The organism is Streptomyces sp. NPDC020742 (genome assembly GCF_040641675.1).
Classification (GTDB): Bacteria; Actinomycetota; Actinomycetes; order Streptomycetales; family Streptomycetaceae; genus Streptomyces.
Genome location: NZ_JBFAEA010000001.1, coordinates 447,240 through 465,432, shown reverse-complemented (window position 1 = coordinate 465,432; position 18,193 = coordinate 447,240). Strand labels below are relative to the sequence as shown.

Annotated in this window: 14 protein-coding genes and 1 pseudogene; 9 read left to right on the top strand and 6 right to left on the bottom strand. The window is 72.9% G+C overall.

Annotation, left to right across the window (positions count from 1 at the left end; all coding sequences use genetic code 11):
* Positions 1–8: 8 nt before the first annotated feature.
* The 3 genes from AB0G84_RS01940 (at position 9) to fabF (ending at position 2,766) form a co-directional block, all read left to right on the top strand.
* Positions 9–1,055 (top strand): ketoacyl-ACP synthase III, encoded by a 1,047-nt coding sequence (locus AB0G84_RS01940; protein WP_361314043.1) that lies wholly within the window; start codon positions 9–11, stop codon positions 1,053–1,055.
* A gap of 105 nt (positions 1,056–1,160) precedes the next feature.
* On the top strand, positions 1,161–1,409 hold the full coding sequence (locus tag AB0G84_RS01935; protein ID WP_006605825.1) for an acyl carrier protein: 249 nt from the start codon (positions 1,161–1,163) through the stop codon (positions 1,407–1,409).
* Positions 1,410–1,488: 79 nt separating this feature from the next.
* Positions 1,489–2,766 carry a beta-ketoacyl-ACP synthase II gene (gene fabF, locus AB0G84_RS01930; protein ID WP_361314038.1) on the top strand — a complete coding sequence of 426 codons (1,278 nt, stop codon included), beginning with the start codon at positions 1,489–1,491 and terminating at the stop codon, positions 2,764–2,766.
* Between the two features lie 77 nt (positions 2,767–2,843).
* Here fabF and AB0G84_RS01925 read toward each other — a convergent pair whose 3' ends face one another.
* Together AB0G84_RS01925 and AB0G84_RS01920 are read right to left on the bottom strand one after the other, a co-directional pair.
* Entirely contained in the window at positions 2,844–3,734 is an 891-nt protein-coding gene (locus tag AB0G84_RS01925) for an NAD(P)-dependent oxidoreductase (protein ID WP_361314035.1), read from the bottom strand.
* A gap of 133 nt (positions 3,735–3,867) precedes the next feature.
* Positions 3,868–4,362 (bottom strand): DUF3145 domain-containing protein, encoded by a 495-nt coding sequence (locus AB0G84_RS01920; protein ID WP_361314032.1) that lies wholly within the window; start codon positions 4,360–4,362, stop codon positions 3,868–3,870.
* Positions 4,363–4,683: 321 nt separating this feature from the next.
* Between AB0G84_RS01920 and AB0G84_RS01915 the strand changes: the two genes are divergently transcribed.
* From AB0G84_RS01915 to AB0G84_RS01905, 3 genes are all read left to right on the top strand, one after another.
* The gene (locus AB0G84_RS01915) at positions 4,684–5,586 is read left to right on the top strand and encodes an SGNH/GDSL hydrolase family protein (protein ID WP_361314030.1); all 903 of its coding nucleotides are present in this window, start codon (positions 4,684–4,686) and stop codon (positions 5,584–5,586) included.
* 68 nt (positions 5,587–5,654) lie between these two features.
* Complete coding sequence (locus AB0G84_RS01910; RefSeq protein ID WP_361314028.1) at positions 5,655–6,716, top strand: aldose epimerase family protein; 1,062 nt, start codon at positions 5,655–5,657, stop codon at positions 6,714–6,716.
* Between the two features lie 148 nt (positions 6,717–6,864).
* A complete protein-coding gene (locus tag AB0G84_RS01905; protein ID WP_361314025.1) occupies positions 6,865–7,563 on the top strand; it encodes a DUF4097 family beta strand repeat-containing protein in 699 nt (232 codons plus the stop codon).
* Positions 7,564–7,691: 128 nt separating this feature from the next.
* Here AB0G84_RS01905 and AB0G84_RS01900 read toward each other — a convergent pair whose 3' ends face one another.
* Complete coding sequence (locus AB0G84_RS01900) at positions 7,692–10,202, bottom strand: glycoside hydrolase family 3 C-terminal domain-containing protein (protein WP_361314022.1); 2,511 nt, start codon at positions 10,200–10,202, stop codon at positions 7,692–7,694.
* 140 nt (positions 10,203–10,342) lie between these two features.
* On the opposite strand from AB0G84_RS01900, the gene AB0G84_RS01895 reads away from it, so the two are divergent.
* Complete coding sequence (locus AB0G84_RS01895; protein ID WP_361314019.1) at positions 10,343–11,014, top strand: TetR/AcrR family transcriptional regulator; 672 nt, start codon at positions 10,343–10,345, stop codon at positions 11,012–11,014.
* 198 nt (positions 11,015–11,212) lie between these two features.
* Here the strand turns inward: AB0G84_RS01895 and AB0G84_RS01890 are convergent, their stop codons facing one another.
* On the bottom strand, positions 11,213–12,067 hold the full coding sequence (locus tag AB0G84_RS01890) for a hypothetical protein (protein WP_361314016.1): 855 nt from the start codon (positions 12,065–12,067) through the stop codon (positions 11,213–11,215).
* Between the two features lie 133 nt (positions 12,068–12,200).
* Between AB0G84_RS01890 and AB0G84_RS01885 the strand changes: the two genes are divergently transcribed.
* Both AB0G84_RS01885 and AB0G84_RS01880 read left to right on the top strand, forming a co-directional pair.
* Positions 12,201–13,577, top strand: a complete 1,377-nt coding sequence (locus tag AB0G84_RS01885) for a pyroglutamyl peptidase (RefSeq protein WP_361314013.1) — start codon at positions 12,201–12,203, stop codon at positions 13,575–13,577.
* Positions 13,574–14,989, top strand: coding sequence for a nitrilase-related carbon-nitrogen hydrolase (locus AB0G84_RS01880; protein WP_361314011.1), 1,416 nt, complete (start codon positions 13,574–13,576; stop codon positions 14,987–14,989). Before AB0G84_RS01885 ends, AB0G84_RS01880 begins: the two co-directional genes overlap by 4 nt.
* A gap of 32 nt (positions 14,990–15,021) precedes the next feature.
* Here AB0G84_RS01880 and rbsK read toward each other — a convergent pair whose 3' ends face one another.
* On the bottom strand, positions 15,022–16,008 hold the full coding sequence (rbsK, locus tag AB0G84_RS01875) for a ribokinase (protein WP_361314008.1): 987 nt from the start codon (positions 16,006–16,008) through the stop codon (positions 15,022–15,024).
* 204 nt (positions 16,009–16,212) lie between these two features.
* Positions 16,213–18,176: pseudogene (locus AB0G84_RS01870) on the bottom strand (substrate-binding domain-containing protein).
* Between the last annotated feature and the right edge of the window lie 17 nt (positions 18,177–18,193).

Genomic DNA, 18,193 nt, shown 5'->3' with positions numbered 1-18,193 from the left:
CGAAGCGCATGACCTCGAAGATCAAGCCCTCGAAGGGTGCCCCGTACGCCCGGATCATGGGCGTCGGCGGGTACCGGCCGACGCGGGTGGTGCCAAACGAGGAGATCCTCAAGCACATCGACTCGTCCGACGAGTGGATCCGCTCGCGGTCCGGTATCGCCACCCGCCACTGGGCCGGCCCCGAGGAGACCGTCGCGACCATGTCGGTCGAGGCGGCCGGCAAGGCCATCGCCGACGCCGGCATCACGCCCGAGCAGATCGGCGCGGTGATCGTCTCCACCGTCTCGCACTTCAAGCAGACCCCGGCCATCGCGACCGAGATCGCCCACCGCGTCGGCGCCGGCAAGCCGGCCGCCTTCGACATCTCGGCGGGCTGCGCGGGCTTCGGCTACGCCCTGACCCTGGCCAAGGGCCTGGTGACCGAGGGCAGCGCGGAGCACGTCCTGGTCATCGGCGTCGAGCGGCTCTCGGACCTCACCGACCTCGAGGACCGGGCGACGGCCTTCCTCTTCGGTGACGGCGCCGGCGCGGTAATCGTCGGCCCGGCCAAGGAGCCGAAGATCGGCCCGACGGTCTGGGGCTCGGAGGGCGACAAGGCCGAGACGATCAAGCAGACCCTCGGCTGGGACGTCTACCGTTCCACCCCGCTCCCCGGGGGTGACGGGCCCGAGGCGCGCCCGGCCCTCGAGGAGATCCGGTACCCCGCCATCACCCAGGAGGGCCAGGCGGTCTTCCGGTGGGCGGTGTTCGAGATGGCGAAGGTCGCCCAGCAGGCGCTGGACGCGGCCGGAGTCAGCCCGGACGACCTGGACGTCTTCATCCCGCACCAGGCCAACATGCGGATCATCGACTCGATGGTGAAGACTCTGAAGCTGCCGGAGAGCGTCACGGTCGCCCGTGACGTGGAGACCACCGGCAACACCTCGGCCGCCTCCATCCCGCTCGCCATGGAGCGGCTGTTGGCGACCGGTCAGGCCAAGAGCGGCGACACCGCGCTGGTCATCGGCTTCGGGGCGGGTCTCGTCTACGCCGCAACGGTCGTTACCCTCCCCTAGGGCAAGATCTGGGCAGGGCCGTACGTCTCCGGACGTGTCGGCCACCGCACGGATCTTCACCGCAAGTAACGCAGTTTCCCGTTAAATGACCGAAGGAGCGCCATCATGGCCGCCACTCAGGAAGAGATCGTCGCCGGTCTCGCCGAGATCGTGAACGAGATCGCCGGTATCCCCACCGAGGACGTCCAGGTGGACAAGTCCTTCACCGACGACCTGGACGTCGACTCGCTGTCCATGGTCGAGGTCGTCGTCGCCGCCGAAGAGCGCTTCGACGTGAAGATCCCGGACGACGACGTCAAGAACCTCAAGACCGTCGGCGACGCGACCGACTACATCCTTAAGCACCAGAGCTGACCCAGCTCTCCCGCGCATGTCGCCACCCCGCGGTGGCGCCGTCGATTCAGACACCTCTACCCGTGGAGTAAGAATTCCCGTGAATGCGACCAATCGCACCGTGGTCGTCACCGGTATCGGCGCAACCACACCGCTGGGTGGCGACAGCGCTTCGACCTGGGAGGCCCTGCTCGCCGGACGCTCCGGCATCAGCGCGCTCGACCAGGACTGGGCGGCCGATCTGCCCGTCCGTATCGCCGGGCAGATCGCCGTGGAACCGACCGAGACCATTCCGCGACCCAAGGCCCGCAAGCTGGACCGCTCGGCGCAGTTCGCGCTGGTCGCGGCCCAGGAGGCCTGGAAGGACGCGGGCTTCACCGCCAAGGCCGGCGAGGACACCTCGGTCAACCCCGACCGGCTCGGCACGGTCATCGCCTCCGGCATCGGCGGCGTGACGACCCTGCTGGACCAGTACGACGTGCTCCGGGAGAAGGGCGTACGCCGCGTCTCCCCGCACACCGTGCCGATGCTGATGCCCAACTCGCCGTCCGCCAACGTCGGCATCGAGTTCAACGCCCGCGCCGGTGTGCACACGCCGGTCTCGGCGTGCGCGTCGGGCGCGGAGGCCATCGGCTACGCGATCGAGATGATCCGCTCCGGCCGCGCCGACGTCGTCGTCGCGGGTGGCACGGAGGCCGCCATCCACCCGCTGCCGATCGTGGCGTTCGGCAACATGATGGCGATGTCCAAGAGCAACGACGACCCGCAGGGCGCCTCCCGCCCCTGGGACGCCGACCGCAACGGCTTCGTGCTCGGCGAGGGCGCGGGCGTGATCGTCCTGGAGTCCGAGGAGCACGCCAAGGCCCGCGGCGCACGCATCTACGCGGAGGCCGTCGGCCAGGGCATCTCCTCCGACGCCCACCACATCACGCAGCCCGAGCCGTCCGGCAACGGCATCGCGGCGGCGCTGCAGAACCTGATCGACAACACCGGCCTCAAGCCCAGCGAGATCGTGCACGTCAACGCGCACGCGACCTCGACGCCGACCGGTGACGTCGGCGAGCTCCGGGCGCTGCGCAAGGCCTTCGGTGACGACGTCGACCACATGGCCGTCACCAGCACCAAGTCGATGACCGGTCACCTCCTCGGTGGCGCCGGCGGTGTCGAGACGGTGGCCACCGTCCTCGCGCTCAAGAACCGCGTCGCCCCGCCGACGATCAACATCGAGAACCTCGACCCCGAGGTCGAGGCGGACGACGTCCGGGCGGACATCGTGCGCGGCGAGCCGCGCCCGCTGCCCGAGGGCCCGATCGCGGCCCTGAACGACTCGTTCGGCTTCGGCGGCCACAACGTGGTGCTCGCCTTCCGCACGGTCTGACGCACCCTCAGTCCACCCGAAGGGCCTGCCCGGTGACGCTCACCGGGCAGGCCCTTCGGCGTGCGTCAGCCCATGTGTCACTCCGGGAAGCTCGCGAAGTAGGCCGCGGCGCCGTCCTCGTCGCCGTGCCCCTGCGCCTCGGCCCGCCGGAACCGCTCGGCGGCGGCCGCCACCAGGTCCGTCCGCACGCCGGCCGCCGCGGCGGCCTCCGTGATCAGCCGGGCGTCCTTGCGGGCCGCGGACACCGTGAAGCTCGCGGGATAGTCACCGGACAGGATCAGCTCGGATTTCAGCCGCAGATACGGCAGATCGAGCGCGCCACCGGCCACCGCGGCGAGGAAGTCACGCGGGTCGACGCCGAGCCCCTCGGCGAGCGCCAGCGTCTCACCCGTACCGCTGATAACCGTCAGCACCCACGTGTTGACGACGAGCTTGAGGCGACTGGCGGCGCCGCCCGTGCCGTCCTCGCCGACCCACTGGGTACGCCCCCCAATCCGGTCGAAGACGCGCCCCGCGCGCTCCCGTACGTCCTGCGGGCCGGCCGCCAGGATCGTCAACTCGCCCTTCTCCGCGGGATCCTTGGTGCCCAGGACGGGGGCGTCGACGAACCGCAGCCGGTGCTCGTCGGCGAAGCGGGCCAGCCTTTCGAGGCCCTCGGTGCCCACCGTGCTGGACTGCAGCCAGAGGGTGCCGGCCGCGAGTGACGGGGCGGCCTGCCGCATCGCGTCCAGGACGGCGTCCCCGTCGAGCAGCATCGTGAGGACCACACCGGCGCCGTCCACGGCCTCTGCGGGGGTGTCGGTGACCAGGGCGCCGTCGGCGGCCAGCGGCTCGGCCCTGGCGCGGGTGCGGTTCCAGACGCGGACGTCCAGCCCGGCCCTGGCGAGGTTGCGGGCCATCGCCGCGCCCATGATTCCGGTGCCGAGCACCGCGACGGACGGGGTGCCGGAAGAGTTGTTGTCGGCCATGGCGGCACGCTAGGCGCTGGAGCGGGCTCCGGGGCAACGCTGCCGCGTGTCGGGATCCGGGCGGGTTCGCCCCAGGGTGCTTCTTTGGGATCTTCGTGGATCAGCGAGCCCACGAAGACCCGAAAGAAGCGCCCTAGACGACCTGGTGGAGCCAGCGGACCGGGGCGCCCTCACCGGCGTAGCGGAACGGCTCCAGCTCGTCGTCCCAGGGTTTGCCGAGGAGCTTGTCGACCTCGGCGGCCAGCTCCGTCTCCCCGCGCGCGGAGCGGGCGACGGCGGCGCGCAGCCGGTCCTCGGGGATGAGGATGTCGCCGTGGATGCCCGTGACGGCATGGAAGATGCCCAGGTCGGGGGTGGAGCTGTAGCGCTCCCCCTCGGCGCCGGAGCAGGGTTCCGCGGTCACCTCGAAGCGCAGCAGGTGCCAGCCGCGCAGTGCGGAGGCGAGCTTGGAGGCGGTGCCGGCCTCGCCCTGCCAGGAGAACTCGGCTCTCCAGGTGCCCGGAGACGCCGGCTGGCGGATCCAGTCGAGATTGACGCGCACGCCGAGGACGCCCGCCACGGCCCATTCAACGTGCGGGCACAGCGCGCGCGGAGCGGAGTGGACGTACAGAACTCCACGTGTCGTCACCGGGACCTCCAGTGCGGTTCGAGGTTCGCCTTCCCCAGCGGCCTCGTGCCCGTTCCGGTTGCGGCCGGGACAGTCGTCATTCTGCCCCGGCGATCACTTCGGCACCAGCCTGCAAGGTGACCTACAGTAAACACCATTAGGCGGAATTTGCCGCAAAAGGGACAGGAAATGACGTGATGTAATTTGTCTGTGCCGACTGCACTTGCCACTTTGGGTCACCGCCCGGCAGGCACGGGGCAAAGCTACCGCGCGGTGCCGGGCGAGGGGTGACGTACCGTCGGTACCGAAGAGATATCACTCGCACGCCGGAGGGGACAGGGGATGACCCGGATCGATCGGCCCTGCCGGCCCCGGCGCCGCCGCTTCGGCCACCGGTTCTCACGTACCGTCACGGCCGCTGCCGCACTGCTGATCACCCTCACCGCATGTGGCGCGGACGGCACGGCCGGCCCGCACTCCGGCGCGTCACCCAAGCGGAAGACCCCGGTGTGGCGCACCGATCCGGACTCGATCGCGGCGCTCGGCGATTCGATCACCGTCGGCTTCGACGCCTGCACGGTGCTCTCCGAGTGCCGCGAGGTCTCCTGGGCCACCGGCACCGACCCCCGGGTCGACAGCCTCGCCCACCGGCTGGTCAAGCGCCCCGCCGCGCACAGCTGGAACCTCGCCCGGACCGGCGCCCTGATGAGCGATCTGCCCGGCCAGGTCGCGGCGGCCGTACGGCGCAAGCCCGAGCTGGTCACGGTCCTGATCGGCGCCAATGACGCCTGCCGGCCCACCACCGACGCGATGACGCCGACGGCCGCCTTCCGCGCCGACTTCGCCAGGTCCCTGACGTCGCTGCGCCGCGCCCTGCCGCACACCCAGGTGTACGTCGCCTCGGTCCCGGACCTGCTGCGGCTGTGGTCCGAGGGGCGCAAGAACCCGCTGGGCAAGGAGGTCTGGAAGCTGGGGATCTGCGGGTCGATGCTGCGCGACCCGGACGATCTGACGAAGCCGGCGCAGGACCGGCGGGCGGCGGTCCGCAGCCGGGTGGTGGCGTACAACGCGGCGCTGGCGGAGGTGTGCGGCAAGGACCCGCTGTGCCGGTTCGACCGATCGGTCTTCGACTACCGCTTCAGCGGACGGCAGTTGAGCACCTGGGACTGGTTCCATCCGGGCGCCGGTGGCCAGAAGGAGCTGGCCGAGCTGGCCTTCAAGGTCATCACCCGGAAGGAGTCCTAGGCGGCGTGTCGCACCCGGGTGTGCGGCGGCGGCGCGGCGAGCCGTCCTGCGGGCATAGGCTCTCCGGCATGAACACCCAGGTCAGCAGCGAGGTCTTCGGCACACTGGACGACGGCGGCCGGGTCGACCGCTGGACGTTGGAGACCGGGCCGGGGCCGGACGCCCTCCGGGTGCGCATCCTGACCTACGGCGGGATCGTGCAGAGCATCGAGGCGCCGGACCGGGACGGGGTGCCGGCGCAGCTGGCGCTGGGCTTCGCCGGGCTCGCGCCGTACGTGGCGCACGGCGCGTGGCATTTCGGGGCGCTGGTGGGGCGGTACGCCAACCGGATCGCCGGGGCGTCCTTCGCGCTCGACGGCCGCAGCCACCCGCTGACGCCCAACGACGGGCCCAACAGCCTGCACGGCGGGCCGCGGAACTTCTCTCGGGTGGTGTGGGACGCCCGGCCAGTGGCGGACGGGGTGGAGCTGCACCGGGTCAGCCCGGACGGCGAGGAGGGCTTCCCCGGCACCCTGGACGTCTCCGTGACGTACACACTGACCGCCCGCCCCGGAGGCGGCGCACTGCGCATCGCCTACCGGGCGCAGACCGACGCCCCGACCGTCGTGAACCTCACCAACCACAGCTATCTGAACCTGTCCGGGGACGGCAGCGGCAGCGCCACCGGGCACCGGCTGCGGCTGGCCGCCGCCCACTACACGCCGGTCGACACGGCCGGCATCCCGCTACCGGGCGGGCCTGCCGAGGTGGCGGGCACCCGCTTCGACTTCCGGACCGCGCGGCCGGTGGACGGTGCGTACGACCACAACTTCGTGCTCGACGGCGGGGTGACCGCACAGCCGCGGGCGGTGGCCGAACTGTCCGATCCGCGCTCCGGGCGGGTGCTGGAGCTGGCCACGACCGAGCCCGGGGTGCAGTTGTACACCGCACACCACCTCGACGGCTCGCTGACCGGCACGTCGGGGTTCCCCTACGGCCCCGCGGCCGGCCTCGCGCTGGAGACCCAGCACTTCCCCGACTCCCCGAACCGCCCGGACTTCCCCGGCACCGTGCTCCGTCCCGGCGGTCACCACCGTTCGGTGACGGAGTACCGCTTCGGGGTGCGGCCCCGGAGCGCGGACGGCACCTGAGAGGCACGCCCCTTAGGGGCAGGTCCTCCCGTACGGGGATACCAAGGTCATCCCCTGCGGCGACGACGGCGCGGCGGCGGAGGCCGAGAATGACAGCGACCGCTTTCCTTCCGCTCCATTCGTGCCTGCTTCGGGGAGAAACAACGACATGGCCCGCCTCCGCGCTCCTCATCTCGCCCTGTCCTGTGCGGCGTTGACCGTGCTGGTGACCGGCTGCTCGCTGGCGGGCTTCGGTCCGACGAAGGAGGCGCAGCGGACGTACACGGTGCAGGGCAAGGTCACCTCGCTGGCGGCGACGACGCACGGCGGGAACATCGAGGTGGTGCCGGTCGCCGCGGGCGGCTCGGTCAAGGTGCGGGAGAAGTACCGCTACAACGACCAGAAGCCGACGCCGGCGCACGGGCTCAAGGACGGCCGGCTGACGCTGAAGGCCGAGGAGTGCGGGATGGGGCGCACCTGCGAGGTGGACTACCGCGTCCTGCTGCCGCGGGACGCCTCGCTCGATCTGCACACCAGTGGCGGGGACGTCACCATCCACGGCACCTCCGGCTCGATCACCGCGGAGACCAGCGGCGGCAACATCACGGTCGCGGACTCCACCGCCCGCAGGACGAAGGTGAAGACCAGCGGTGGCGATGTGGAGGTCGCGCTGACCGCGGCACCGGACGAGATCTCGGGGCGGACCAGCGGCGGCGACGTCACCATCCGACTGCCCAAGGGCAGCTATGCGGTGGACGCCTCCACCAGCGGCGGCGACAGCAAGGTCTCGGTGCCGAACGACCCGCACTCCGCGCACAAGGTGACGGCGCACACCAGCGGCGGTGATGTGTCGGTGCTGCCGTCCTGACAGTGCCGCCGTCCTGACAGTGCCGCCGTCCTGACAGTGCCGCCGTCCTGACAGTGCTGCCGTCCTGAGGGTGCCGCCGTCGTGGTGGTGGTGCGGGGCGCGCCGGGGAAGGCGCGCCCCCGGGCGCGTCAGCCGACGGTGACCTCGGCGGTCAGGCGGCGGTCGGCGATGCTGTGCGCCGCTTCGACCGTGTAGACGCCCTTGACGCGGCGCCAGCCGCCGTGCACACCCTCCCCCTCCGCTGCCTCGTCCCAGACCGCGAACGCACGGTCCGGCAGCGGGATCTCGGTCTCCGCGCTCTCCCCCGGGCCGGCCTCGACGACGGCGCAGCCGGCCAGCCAGCGCTCGGGCCGCTCCGGGGCATCCGGAGCGGCGTCCGCGGTCGGCGCCAGGTAGATCTGGACGACCTCCCGGCCGGGCCGGTCACCCGCGTTGCGGACCCGGACCCGTACCGAGTCGGGGGTGGTGTCCAGGGACTCGTACTCCCAGTCGGTGTAGCCCAGACCGTGCCCGAAGGGGTACGCGGGCGCCGTCGCCGCCGCCTGCCAGCCGCGGTACCCCATGAACACCCCCTCGGAGTAGGTGAGTTGTCCGCCCTCCGGGGTGACGGTGGTGACCGGGGCGTCCCGCAGCCGGGCCGGCCAGGTGGTGGGCAGCCGACCGCCCGGCTCGTGCGCGCCGAGCAGTACGTCCGCCAGCGCGGCCCCGCCCTCCTGGCCGGGGAACCAGCTCAGCAGGACGGCGGGCACGTCGGTGCGCCACGGCAGCTCCACCGGCGATCCGGCGTTGACGACCACGACGGTGTGCGGATTGATCGCAGCGACCCGGGTGACCAGCTCGTCCTGCCGGCCGGGCAGCCGCAGGTCCGTGCGGTCGAAGCCCTCGGACTCGACCTCCTCGGTGGTGCCGACGACGACGATCGCGACATCGGCGGTGGCCGCGGCTCGGACCGCGTCCTCGATCTCGGCGTCGGGATCGCCCTGCGGCTCGCGGTGGCCGAGGCCGAAGCGCAGCGCGTCCACCCCCGCACCCGGCTCCCGCCCCAGCGGCTCGAACCGCAGGGTGACCTGCACGCTCTCGCCGGCCGTCAGCGTCGCCGCGACCCGCCGCTCGACGGGGTTCAAGAAGGCCTCGAAGGGGTCCTGGCCCTCCGGCACACAGCGGCCCTCGAAGAGGACCGCACCGTCGACGGTCAGCCGCAGCTCGCCGGTGCCGGCGACGCCGAAGGTGTGGCTGCCGGTGCGCTCCGGGGTGTAGCTGCCGGTCAGCTCGACGGCGCCGAGGTTGTGCCGGGTGACGCCCTCGGGGAACTGGCCCATCACCTGCACCCTGCCGTCGAACTGCGGCTTTTCGGCGAGCAGTTGACCGTCGGCGGCGAGGTAGCGGGCGCGCAGGGCGAAGCCCCGGCGGGCGTGCGGGATCCGGCCGTGCGGGTCGGCGCCGGCGGCGAAGGTGACCTCGACGTGGTCAGGCAGTGCGGCCCGCAGGCCCTCCAGCGGCGGGACCACGCGGTCGGGGAAGACGGTCGCCGATCCGCCGCCCAGGATGCGGGCCTCGCGCGCGCCCGCCCCGATGACGGCGATCCGCCGGACCGCCGCGGCGTCCAGCGGCAGCGCCCGCCGCCCCTCGGCGACCGGCTCGTTGCGCAGCAGGACGAACGACCGGCGGGCGACCTCGCGGGCCAGCGCCCGGCCGTCGATGTGCCGCGGGACCTCCGCCGGGTCGACGGCGGCCGGCACGCCCTCCAGACACCCCGTACGGGCCGCGAGCAGCAGCACCCGGCGCACCGCATGGTCCACCTCCGCCTCGGTGACCTCCCCGGCGCGGACCGCCTCGGCGAGCGGCGCACCGTAGACCGTACGGGGGCCGGGCATCGCCACGTCCAGGCCGCCGCGCAGGGCCCGCACGGTGTCGCGGGCGGCGGTCCAGTCGGAGATGTTGCAGCCGTCGAAGCCCCATTCGCCGCGCAGCACCTCACCCACGAGGTGGCGGTGCTCGGTCATCGGCACGCCGTTGACCTGGTTGTAGGCGGTCATCACGCCCCAGGGGTGGGCGTCGGCGACGATGTGCTCGAAGGGCGCCAGATACAGCTCGCGCAGCGGGCGGGGCGCTATGCGGTTGTCGACGGTGAGCCGTTCGGTCTCCGCGTCATTGCCGACGAAGTGCTTGACGGTGGCGCCGACTCCGCCCTCCTGGACGCCCCGGACGTAGCCGGTACCGATCACGCCGGTGAGCCAGGGGTCCTCCGAACAGCACTCGAAGTGCCGGCCGCCCAGCGGTGAGCGGTGCAGGTTGACGGTGGGCGCCAGCACCATGTGCACGCCCTTGCGGCGAGCCTCCTGGGCGAGCAACCGGCCGGTCCGGCGGGCGAGTTCGGGGTCCCAGGTGGCGGCCAGCGCCGTGGGGTTGGGCAGGGCGACCGAGGGGTCCTCGGCGCTCCACTCCCGGCCCCGCACCCCGACCGGTCCGTCCGACATCACCAGTGGGCGCAACCCGATCTCGGGCACGGCCGGCAGCGTCCACATGTCCTGGCCGGACAGTAGACGGGCCTTGGTGTCGAGGTCGAGGGCCGCGAGCGCCCGCTCGACGGCCGCGGTGTGGTCGGTGCGGGCAGGGCGGTGGGGCTGGTCCTCGGTCATACGGCTCTCCGGTTTGCTCCTGGACGACGTGCTGCCCCCGTGTCCGGATTCTGACCCTCTCACCTGCCACGCGGTAGGCGCCGTAACATTTCCGATACCTCTGCCCTACGGGATCTCCACTTCGGGGTTACGCTCGGCCGGTGACTGCACGAGACCAGGGCCCGCCCGACGACGGCCGACCGGCACCGCGGCCCGGCGGTGGCGGGCGGCAGGCCCAGCGCGCCGAGCGGCGCGAGGCCATCCTGGAAGCCGCCATGGAGCTGATCTCCGAGCGCGGCTACCGACGTACCTCGCTGGCCGCCGTCGCCGAGCGCGCCGGGCTGACCCAGCAGGGGCTGCTGCACCACTTCCCGACGAAGGAACTCCTGCTGGTGGCCGTCCTGGAGGCACGCGACCGCTGGGACCTGGCCTGGGCCGTCGCGGCGTCCGGGGCCGGGAGCACCGACACCCTCGCCCAGCTCGTGGACTACAACGCCACCCGCCCCGGCATCGTGCAGACCTACACCGTGCTGTCCGCCGACAGCGTCACCGAGGACCACCCCGCCCGTTCCTTCTTCGAGTCCCGTTTCCGCTCGGTGCGCGCCTCGATGGCCGAGGCGCTGCGGGCCGAGTACGGCGACGCCCTCCCGGGCGGCCTGACCCCGGAGCGGGCCGCGCCGCTGCTGGTCGCGGTGCTGGACGGGCTGCAACTGCAATGGCTGCTGGACCCCGACGACGTGGACATGCCCGGTGCGTTCCGGGACTTCCTGGCGCTGCTGGAGGACGGGGAGCGGCGGTCCGGCCGGCCGGCCCGGGAGCCGGACGAGGGGTGAACCGCCGCGGCCCGTTCCCCGCGGCCGGGTGCCCGGTCCGGTCGGTCGGGTTGGGTCGGGCCGGGCCAGGTCGGGTCGCGTCGTCAGGTCAGGTCGGGACGCGTCGTCCGGTCAGGTCAGGTCGGGACGCGTCGTCCGGTCACTTCGGATCGGGGACGCGTCGTTCCGGTCAGGTCGGGACCCGTCGTTCCGGGGAGGTCAGGACCCGTCGTTGCGCATGTGGTCCCCCGTGGAGAGCGGCTGCGACTGCTGCACCACCGGGGACGTATCGGAGGGGTAGGTCTCCGAGTCGTCCTGGAACAGTCCGATGACGAAGAGGACGAACAGCGACACCGCCACCAGTGCCAGCGGGATCACGATCATCAGCGTGCCCGGGCGGCGCAGCAGCGGCTTGCCCGGGTCGAGCGGGGGCCGGAAGCCGCCCGAGGGGGCGGCCAGTCGGCGGAAGCTGCTCCGCGGCCCGAGGTTCATCAGCAGCGTCAGCGGCGTGATGGCCACCGACAGCGGACTCCACCAGCCCTGCCACAGGGTCTTGGCGGACATCTCCCGGTAGAGGGCCGTCCCGCAGGACCTGCAGAAGACTCCGCTGCGGCTGAGGAACCGCATGACGTAGAGGATGCCCTGGTGGCCGCGCACGGTGGCCTGGACGGCGGGCTGGGCACCGCAGAACTGGCAGCCGGGCGCCTGCGGCTGCGGGCCGGGGCCGTAGGGACCGGGGGCCGGCACCGGGTGGCCCTGCGGGGACGGGTAACCCTGCGGAGGCAGGTTGCCCTGCGGGGACGGGTAGCCCTGCGGGTACGGGCCGCCCTGCGGGGACGGGCTGCCCTGCGGGGGTGCGTACGGGCCGGCGGCCGGCGGGGCGTACGGGCCGGCGGCCGGGGGCGGGGCGTACGGGCCGTCAGCGGGAGGCGGGGCGAACTGCTGCTGGCCATACGGCTGCTGGCCGTGCTGCTGCTGCCCGTAGGGCTGCTCACCGTAAGGCTGCTGGCCGTACGGCGGGGCGTAGGGCTGGGCGCCGGGATGGGGCCCGTGCGGTGGTGGCGGAGTGGCCACAGAGAATTCCCCCTGGATGGTGTGGAGTGTGCCGGGCGCGACGGCGCACCGGACCGGAAACCCTATCCACCGGCCCCTCCGGACGGCGCGGCGCCCTCTACCGCCCCTGGGGGCCGGCGGCTTTACTCGCTCCATGACGCCTACCCCTAAGCCGACGCCGACGCCGACGCCTGCGCCTGCCAAGCCGGTCGCGCTGGCCCTCGCCCTGTTGGTCGTTGTTCCGCTGTCGCTGGCCCTACCGGCCGCCACCGCCGCCGCCACACCCGCGGCGGCGGGCGTCACGGTGGAGGAGAGCCGGCTGTCCCTGGCCGCACCGCAGGAGATCCTGCGGTGCAGCGGATTCGACGGTGCGGTACGGGAGTTCGGGCGCGGGCTGGCCGGGGCGGACTCCTACGCCGAGGCCGGGCGCCGGGTAGCGGGCGAGGGCCGGGCGCTGTGGCGGCGGGCGGTGGACCGGGCGCAGGGCCGCGGGCCCGCCGGCGGCGATCTGAGCCGCGACGACGACCGTCCGCTGTACTGGGCACGGCTGGCGATGACCGCCCAACTACGTGCGTGGAAGCCGGACTTCGCTCTCACCTCCGCCCAGCGCAACGCTCTACTGGGATCCCTGGAGCGGTCCTCGCGCGGCCAGGACTCGATCGAACTGCCTGCTGGGGAGGGGGTGCTGCGGATCGTGGTGACCGGGTTCGACCCGTTCCAGCTGGACGACGATCCCCGGCGGAGCAACCCCTCGGGGGCGGCGGCGCTCGCCCTGGACGGGACGACGGTGCGCACCGCGTCGGGGCGGCCGGCCCGGATCGAGGCCGCGGTCTTCCCCGTACGGTGGGCGGACTTCGCGGCCGGCACGGTGGAGCGCACCCTGCTGCCGCACCTCCGTAAGGGGCCGCGGCAGGCGGACCTGTTCACCACCATCAGTCAGGGACGGCCGGGCCGGTTCGACATCGAGCGGACCAACGGCGCCTGGCGGGGCGGCTCTCCGGACAACGAGCGGGAGTCCAGCACCGGGACCGTGCCGATCCCGGCGGACGTGCCGACCGTGACGCCGCAGCCGCAATGGACCACCACCAGCCTGCCGTACGCGCGGATCGCGGCGGCCCGCACCGGGCCGTATCCGGTGGTCGACCACACCGCCGTCACCGAGATACCGGCGGGCGGCGGCACGCCGGTCGAGCGACCGGACGGCCCGACTCCGGGGTCCACGGCACGGGCCGGGGGCGGCGGGGACTATCTGTCCAACGAGATCGCCTACCGGGCGACGCTGCTGAGGGACGCGGTGCGTCGGCCGGAGCTCCCGGGCGGCCATCTGCACACCCCCGTGCTGGAGTTCGGCCCCGGCAACACCGACCCCGAGCAGGGACGGATCACCGACCCGGTGTTCGTGCGGAACCGGGTGGCGATCACCGGGCAGGTGCGGGCGATCGTGACGGTGGCGGCCGAGGAGGTGCCCAACAACGGGGTTTTCCACAGGCCCGCACGCGCCGCGAGCACCTTGGGCATCATGGACGAATGATCATCGCTACCGCACAGTTCCGTCCCGTACCAGGAGACATCGACGTCAACGCCGCGCGGATGGCCTCGCTCATCACCGAGGCCGCCGAGCGCGGCGCGGGTCTGGTGGTCTTCGCCGAACTCGCCCTGACGCAGTACGACCTGCCGCGGATCGCGGCCGATCCGGACGGGCTGACGGTCACCCCGGACGACCCCCGGCTCGCGCCGGTCCGGGAGGCGTGCCGGGCGGCCGGGGTCGCCGCGGTGGTGAACGCACCGGGCCGCGCGGCCGACGGCGGCATCTGCAGCAGCAGCGGCAGCGGCAGCGGCCCGACCATCGCCTCGTTCGTGTACGGCCCGGACGGCGCCCTGCTCACCCGCTACGACAAGCTCCACCCGACAGAGACCGAGCGCGAGGTCTTCGCCCCGGGCACCACCGACGGGCGCTTCACCCTGGGCGGGATCCGGTTCGCCCTGGCGACCTGCTTCGACAGCGCCACCCCCGACATGCCGGCGCGGGCAGCGGCGGACGGCTGCCGGGTCTACCTCTCCAGCGCCTTCCACGACGCACCGGAGTGGATGACGCGCTACGGCGAGATGGCGCGGGAACACGACCTGCAGGTGGTGCTCTCCAACGGCGCCGGGGTCGGCAGCCCCGGCCCGGCGTACGGCCGCAGCGGGGCGTGGCTACCGTCCGGCGAGCGGGTGGCCGAGGCCGCCGCGTGGACGGAGGCGGTGCCGGGCGACGGCGCCGAGCTGGTGCTGACCGATGCCCGGGAACGGGTCACGCTGATGGCGGACCCGGCGGTGGCCGCGATACCGGTCGAGGAGTCCGGTGAACCGCTGGTCGACGTCCGGACCGCGGCGCCCTCGCTGCGGGTGGCCGACGACCAGCAGGACCGCACCGGCGCCTTCGCACAGCTGCGGGAGGGGGTGCTGAAGCGGCTGTTGGTGGCGCAGGAGGCCCTGCCGGACGGGCTGCGACTGGAGTTCGTGGAGGGTTACCGGCCGCTGCAGCTGCAGCGCCGCTACTTCGAGGGGTACGCCGCCGAGCTGCGCGCCGCGCACCCCGACCGGGACGCCGCACTGATCCACGAGGCCGCCAGCCGCTATGTGTCACCACCCGAGATTGCACCGCACAGCGCGGGCGGCGCGGTGGACCTCACCCTCGTCACCGCCGACGGGGAGCCGGTCGACATGGGGACGCCGATCAACGCCTCTCCGGAGGAGAGCGACGGCGCCTGCTACACCTCCGCCCCTGGCCTGACGCCGGCCGCCCGCGCCAACCGCCGGGTGCTGAACGCCGCCCTCACCGCCGCCGGCCTGGTCAACTACCCCACCGAGTGGTGGCACTGGTCCTACGGTGACCGCTACTGGGCCCTGGCGACCGGCGCGGACCACGCCCTGTACGGCCCGAAGGAGTGGGAGGGGTGATGACACCCGCGCGGGAGGCGCCGCCGGGAGCCTCAGCCCTCCTGCGTCTCCTGCGTCTCCTGCGTCTCCTGCAACTCTTGCATCTCGGTCTTCTCCCGCGTCTCCTGCGTCTCCGGCGCCAGCACCTCCAGCTCCGCGCGGGTCGGATAGGACGGCTGGGCACCCGGCTTGGTGACGGCCGCGGCACCGACCCGTACGGCGAAGCGGGCCGCCTCGGTCAGCGAGTCGCCGCGGGCCAGGCGCGTGGCGAGGGCACCGGTGAAGGCGTCGCCGGCGCCGGTGGTGTCCACGGCCTTCACCCGCACACCGGGGACCTCTCCGGTCCCCGAGGAGTCCAGGACCAGCGCGCCCTCGCCGCCGAGGGTGACCACGACGGACCGGGCCCCATGCTGGTGCAGCGCCCGCGCCCACTCGGCGGGAGTGCCGTCGGCCCGCCCGGAGAGCTGCCGTGCCTCGTGCTCATTGACCACCAACGGGTCGGCCACGGCGAGGAGTTCGGGCGCCAGCGGGGTCCGGGGAGCCGGCGAGGGGTTGAGGACGACCCGGGCGCCGGCCCGCTCGGCGGCCGCGGCGGCGGCCCGTACGGACTCCATGGGGACCTCCAGCTGGAGGGAGACCACCGAGGAGGCGGCGAACACGTCCTGCGCCGCCGCCACGTCCTCGGGGCTGAGCGCGGCATTGGCACCTGGCGAGACCACGATGCTGTTGTCGCCGTCCGGGTCAACGATGATCATCGCGGTACCGGTGCGGGCCGCGTCGTCCACGATGACCGGGGTGACATCGGTGCCTGCGGCGCGCTGTGCACTCAGCAGCAGCTCACCGAAGGCATCGCCGCCGACCCGGGCCAGCAGCGCGGTACGCCCGCCGATCCGGGCCGCGGCCGCCGCCTGGTTGGCACCCTTGCCGCCGGCCGACTCGACCAGGTCCGTACCGAGCACGGTCTCCCCCGCGCCGGGTCGCCGCTCGACCCGTACCGTCAGATCCGCGTTGGCCGAGCCGACCACCAGGACGTCATACATGCGCTGTTCTCTCCTTGCCGAGCGGCGCCGTTCCTCCGCGCGCCACTGCACCGTGTCTTCTCATCTGAGGTCTCGTCTGGGGTCCCGTCTGGGATCCCGTCGGGCGTCTCATCTGGGCTCTCGTCCGCCGGGTACTGGGCTGGGTCCGATTCCGGGTCCGATTCCGGGTCCGGTTCCGGGTCCGGTTCCGGGGTCTGGGCGGGGTCACCCGCCGTCGAACTCCGCCGCGTTCCGGGCCGTCACCAGCACCACCGGCACCTTGACCGCCTGCGGCAGCTTCTCACCGCGGGCGGCCTTCAGCGCCCAGTCCACGGCCTGCTTGCCGAGGAGTTCCGGCTGCTGGGCGACGGTCGCGGTCAAGGTACCGCCGCGTACCGCCGAGATCCCGTCCGGTGTGCCGTCGAAGCCCACCACCTTGACGTCCTTGCCGGACCGGCCGCCGAGCGCCTTGGACGCGCCGAGCGCCATCTCGTCGTTGGCCGCGAACACCCCCGAGACATCGCGATGTGCCTGCAGCATGTTGGTCATCACGTCCATGCCCTTGGTGCGGTCGAAATCCGCGGGCTGACGGGCCACCACCTGGATGCCGGGGTACTTCCCGATGCCCTCCTCGAAGCCCTTGCCGCGTTCCCGGGCGGCGGAGGTGCCGGGCTGCCCCTCCAGGAACACCACCTTGCCCTTGCCGCCCAGCGAGGCGGCCAGCGTCTTCGCGGCGAGCCGGCCGCCGGCGACGTTGTCGGAGGCGATGGTCGAGCCGACCTTGCCGCCGTTGACACCGCGGTCGATGGAGAGGACCGGCACCTTCGCCCGGTTGGCGACGCCCACTGCGGGGACCGCGGCGTCGGAGTCGACCGGGTTGATGATGGCCGCCCGGACGTTCTGGCTGGTGAAGGTCTCCATCTGGTTGATCTGCTGAGTGGGGTCGTTCTGCGCATCGGTGATGTTGATGTGCAGCCCCTTGGCGTCCGCCTCGGCCTGGGCACCCTTCTTGATGCCCACGAAGAACGGGTTGTTCATGGTGGACAGCGCCAGCCCCAGATCGGTGTTGCCGCCCCGGTCACAGCCGGCCAGCCCGAGCGCGACGGCCGCCGCCGCTCCAGCCACCAGCCCGGCCTTCACCCGCGCCCTCCGCGGCCTCTCCACTTGGGCCATCCGCTGCATCGCCGCCCGGGCCGTCCGCGGCTTCTCCGTGCGGGCCCTCATCGCGCGCTCCGCCGACGCAGCGTGTCCAGGAGCACCGCCAGCGCGATGACCAGCCCGGTGGCCACCTGCTGCCAGAACGCCGACACGCTCAACAGGTTGAGGCCGTTGCGCAGCACGGCCAGGATCAGCGCGCCGATCAGGGTGCCGGACGCCTTGCCCGAGCCGCCGGAGAGGCTGGCCCCGCCGATCACCACGGCCGCGATGGCGTCCAATTCGTACCCGGTGGCGGCCTGCGGCTGGGCGGAGGTCAGGCGGGCCGCGAGCACAATGCCGGCGACCGCGGCGAACAGGCCGGACAGCGCGTAGATGACCAGCTTGCGGCGCTTGACGTGGATCCCGGACAGCCGGGCCGCCTCCTCGTTGCCGCCGATCGCGAACATCGCGCGCCCGGCGTACGTACGGGCCAGGATCAGCGCGGCGATCAGCCCCATCGCGATCATGACGAGGACGGGCACCGGCAGCCAGCCGCCGAGGGTGTCACCGAGCCGGCCCACCGAAGCGGGGAAGGCGATCGGTGAACCTCCGGAGATCACCAGCGCCAGGCCACGGCCCACCGACAGCATCGCCAACGTCGCGATGAACGCGGGCAGTTTGCCGTACGCGACCAGCGTGCCGGACACCAGACCGGCCACCGCACCGACCGCCAGGCCGAGCAGCACCGCCATCCACACCGGCAGGCCCCCGTCGGTGGCCGCCCAGGCGACGACGATCGCGGAGAGCCCGGCGACCGAACCGACCGACAGATCGATACCGGCGGAGACGATCACAAAGGTGACGCCGAACGCCAGGATCGCGGTGACCGACGCCTGGACACCGACGTTCAGCAGGTTCTGCCCGTTGAGGAAGTCCCGGGACAGCACCGCCATCACGATGACCAGCGCGATCAGGCCACCGAGCGGGCCGTTCCTGAGGACCGCCCGGGAGAACCACGCACCGGGCCCCTCCCGGTCCGACACCCTTCCCACCGCCTCGGCGGCGGCTC

What these genes read in the sequence shown, in the direction of transcription:
- AB0G84_RS01940 (WP_361314043.1), top strand. Translation starts at nt 9, where the DNA reads ATGACCTCGAAGATCAAGCCCTCGAAGGGTGCCCCGTACGCCCGGATC.
- AB0G84_RS01935 (WP_006605825.1), top strand. Translation starts at nt 1,161, where the DNA reads ATGGCCGCCACTCAGGAAGAGATCGTCGCCGGTCTCGCCGAGATCGTG.
- AB0G84_RS01925 (WP_361314035.1), bottom strand. Translation starts at nt 3,734, where the DNA reads ATGGCCGACAACAACTCTTCCGGCACCCCGTCCGTCGCGGTGCTCGGC.
- AB0G84_RS01915 (WP_361314030.1), top strand. Translation starts at nt 4,684, where the DNA reads ATGACCCGGATCGATCGGCCCTGCCGGCCCCGGCGCCGCCGCTTCGGC.
- AB0G84_RS01910 (WP_361314028.1), top strand. Translation starts at nt 5,655, where the DNA reads ATGAACACCCAGGTCAGCAGCGAGGTCTTCGGCACACTGGACGACGGC.
- AB0G84_RS01905 (WP_361314025.1), top strand. Translation starts at nt 6,865, where the DNA reads ATGGCCCGCCTCCGCGCTCCTCATCTCGCCCTGTCCTGTGCGGCGTTG.
- AB0G84_RS01900 (WP_361314022.1), bottom strand. Translation starts at nt 10,202, where the DNA reads ATGACCGAGGACCAGCCCCACCGCCCTGCCCGCACCGACCACACCGCG.
- AB0G84_RS01885 (WP_361314013.1), top strand. Translation starts at nt 12,201, where the DNA reads ATGACGCCTACCCCTAAGCCGACGCCGACGCCGACGCCTGCGCCTGCC.
- AB0G84_RS01880 (WP_361314011.1), top strand. Translation starts at nt 13,574, where the DNA reads ATGATCATCGCTACCGCACAGTTCCGTCCCGTACCAGGAGACATCGAC.
- rbsK (WP_361314008.1), bottom strand. Translation starts at nt 16,008, where the DNA reads ATGTATGACGTCCTGGTGGTCGGCTCGGCCAACGCGGATCTGACGGTA.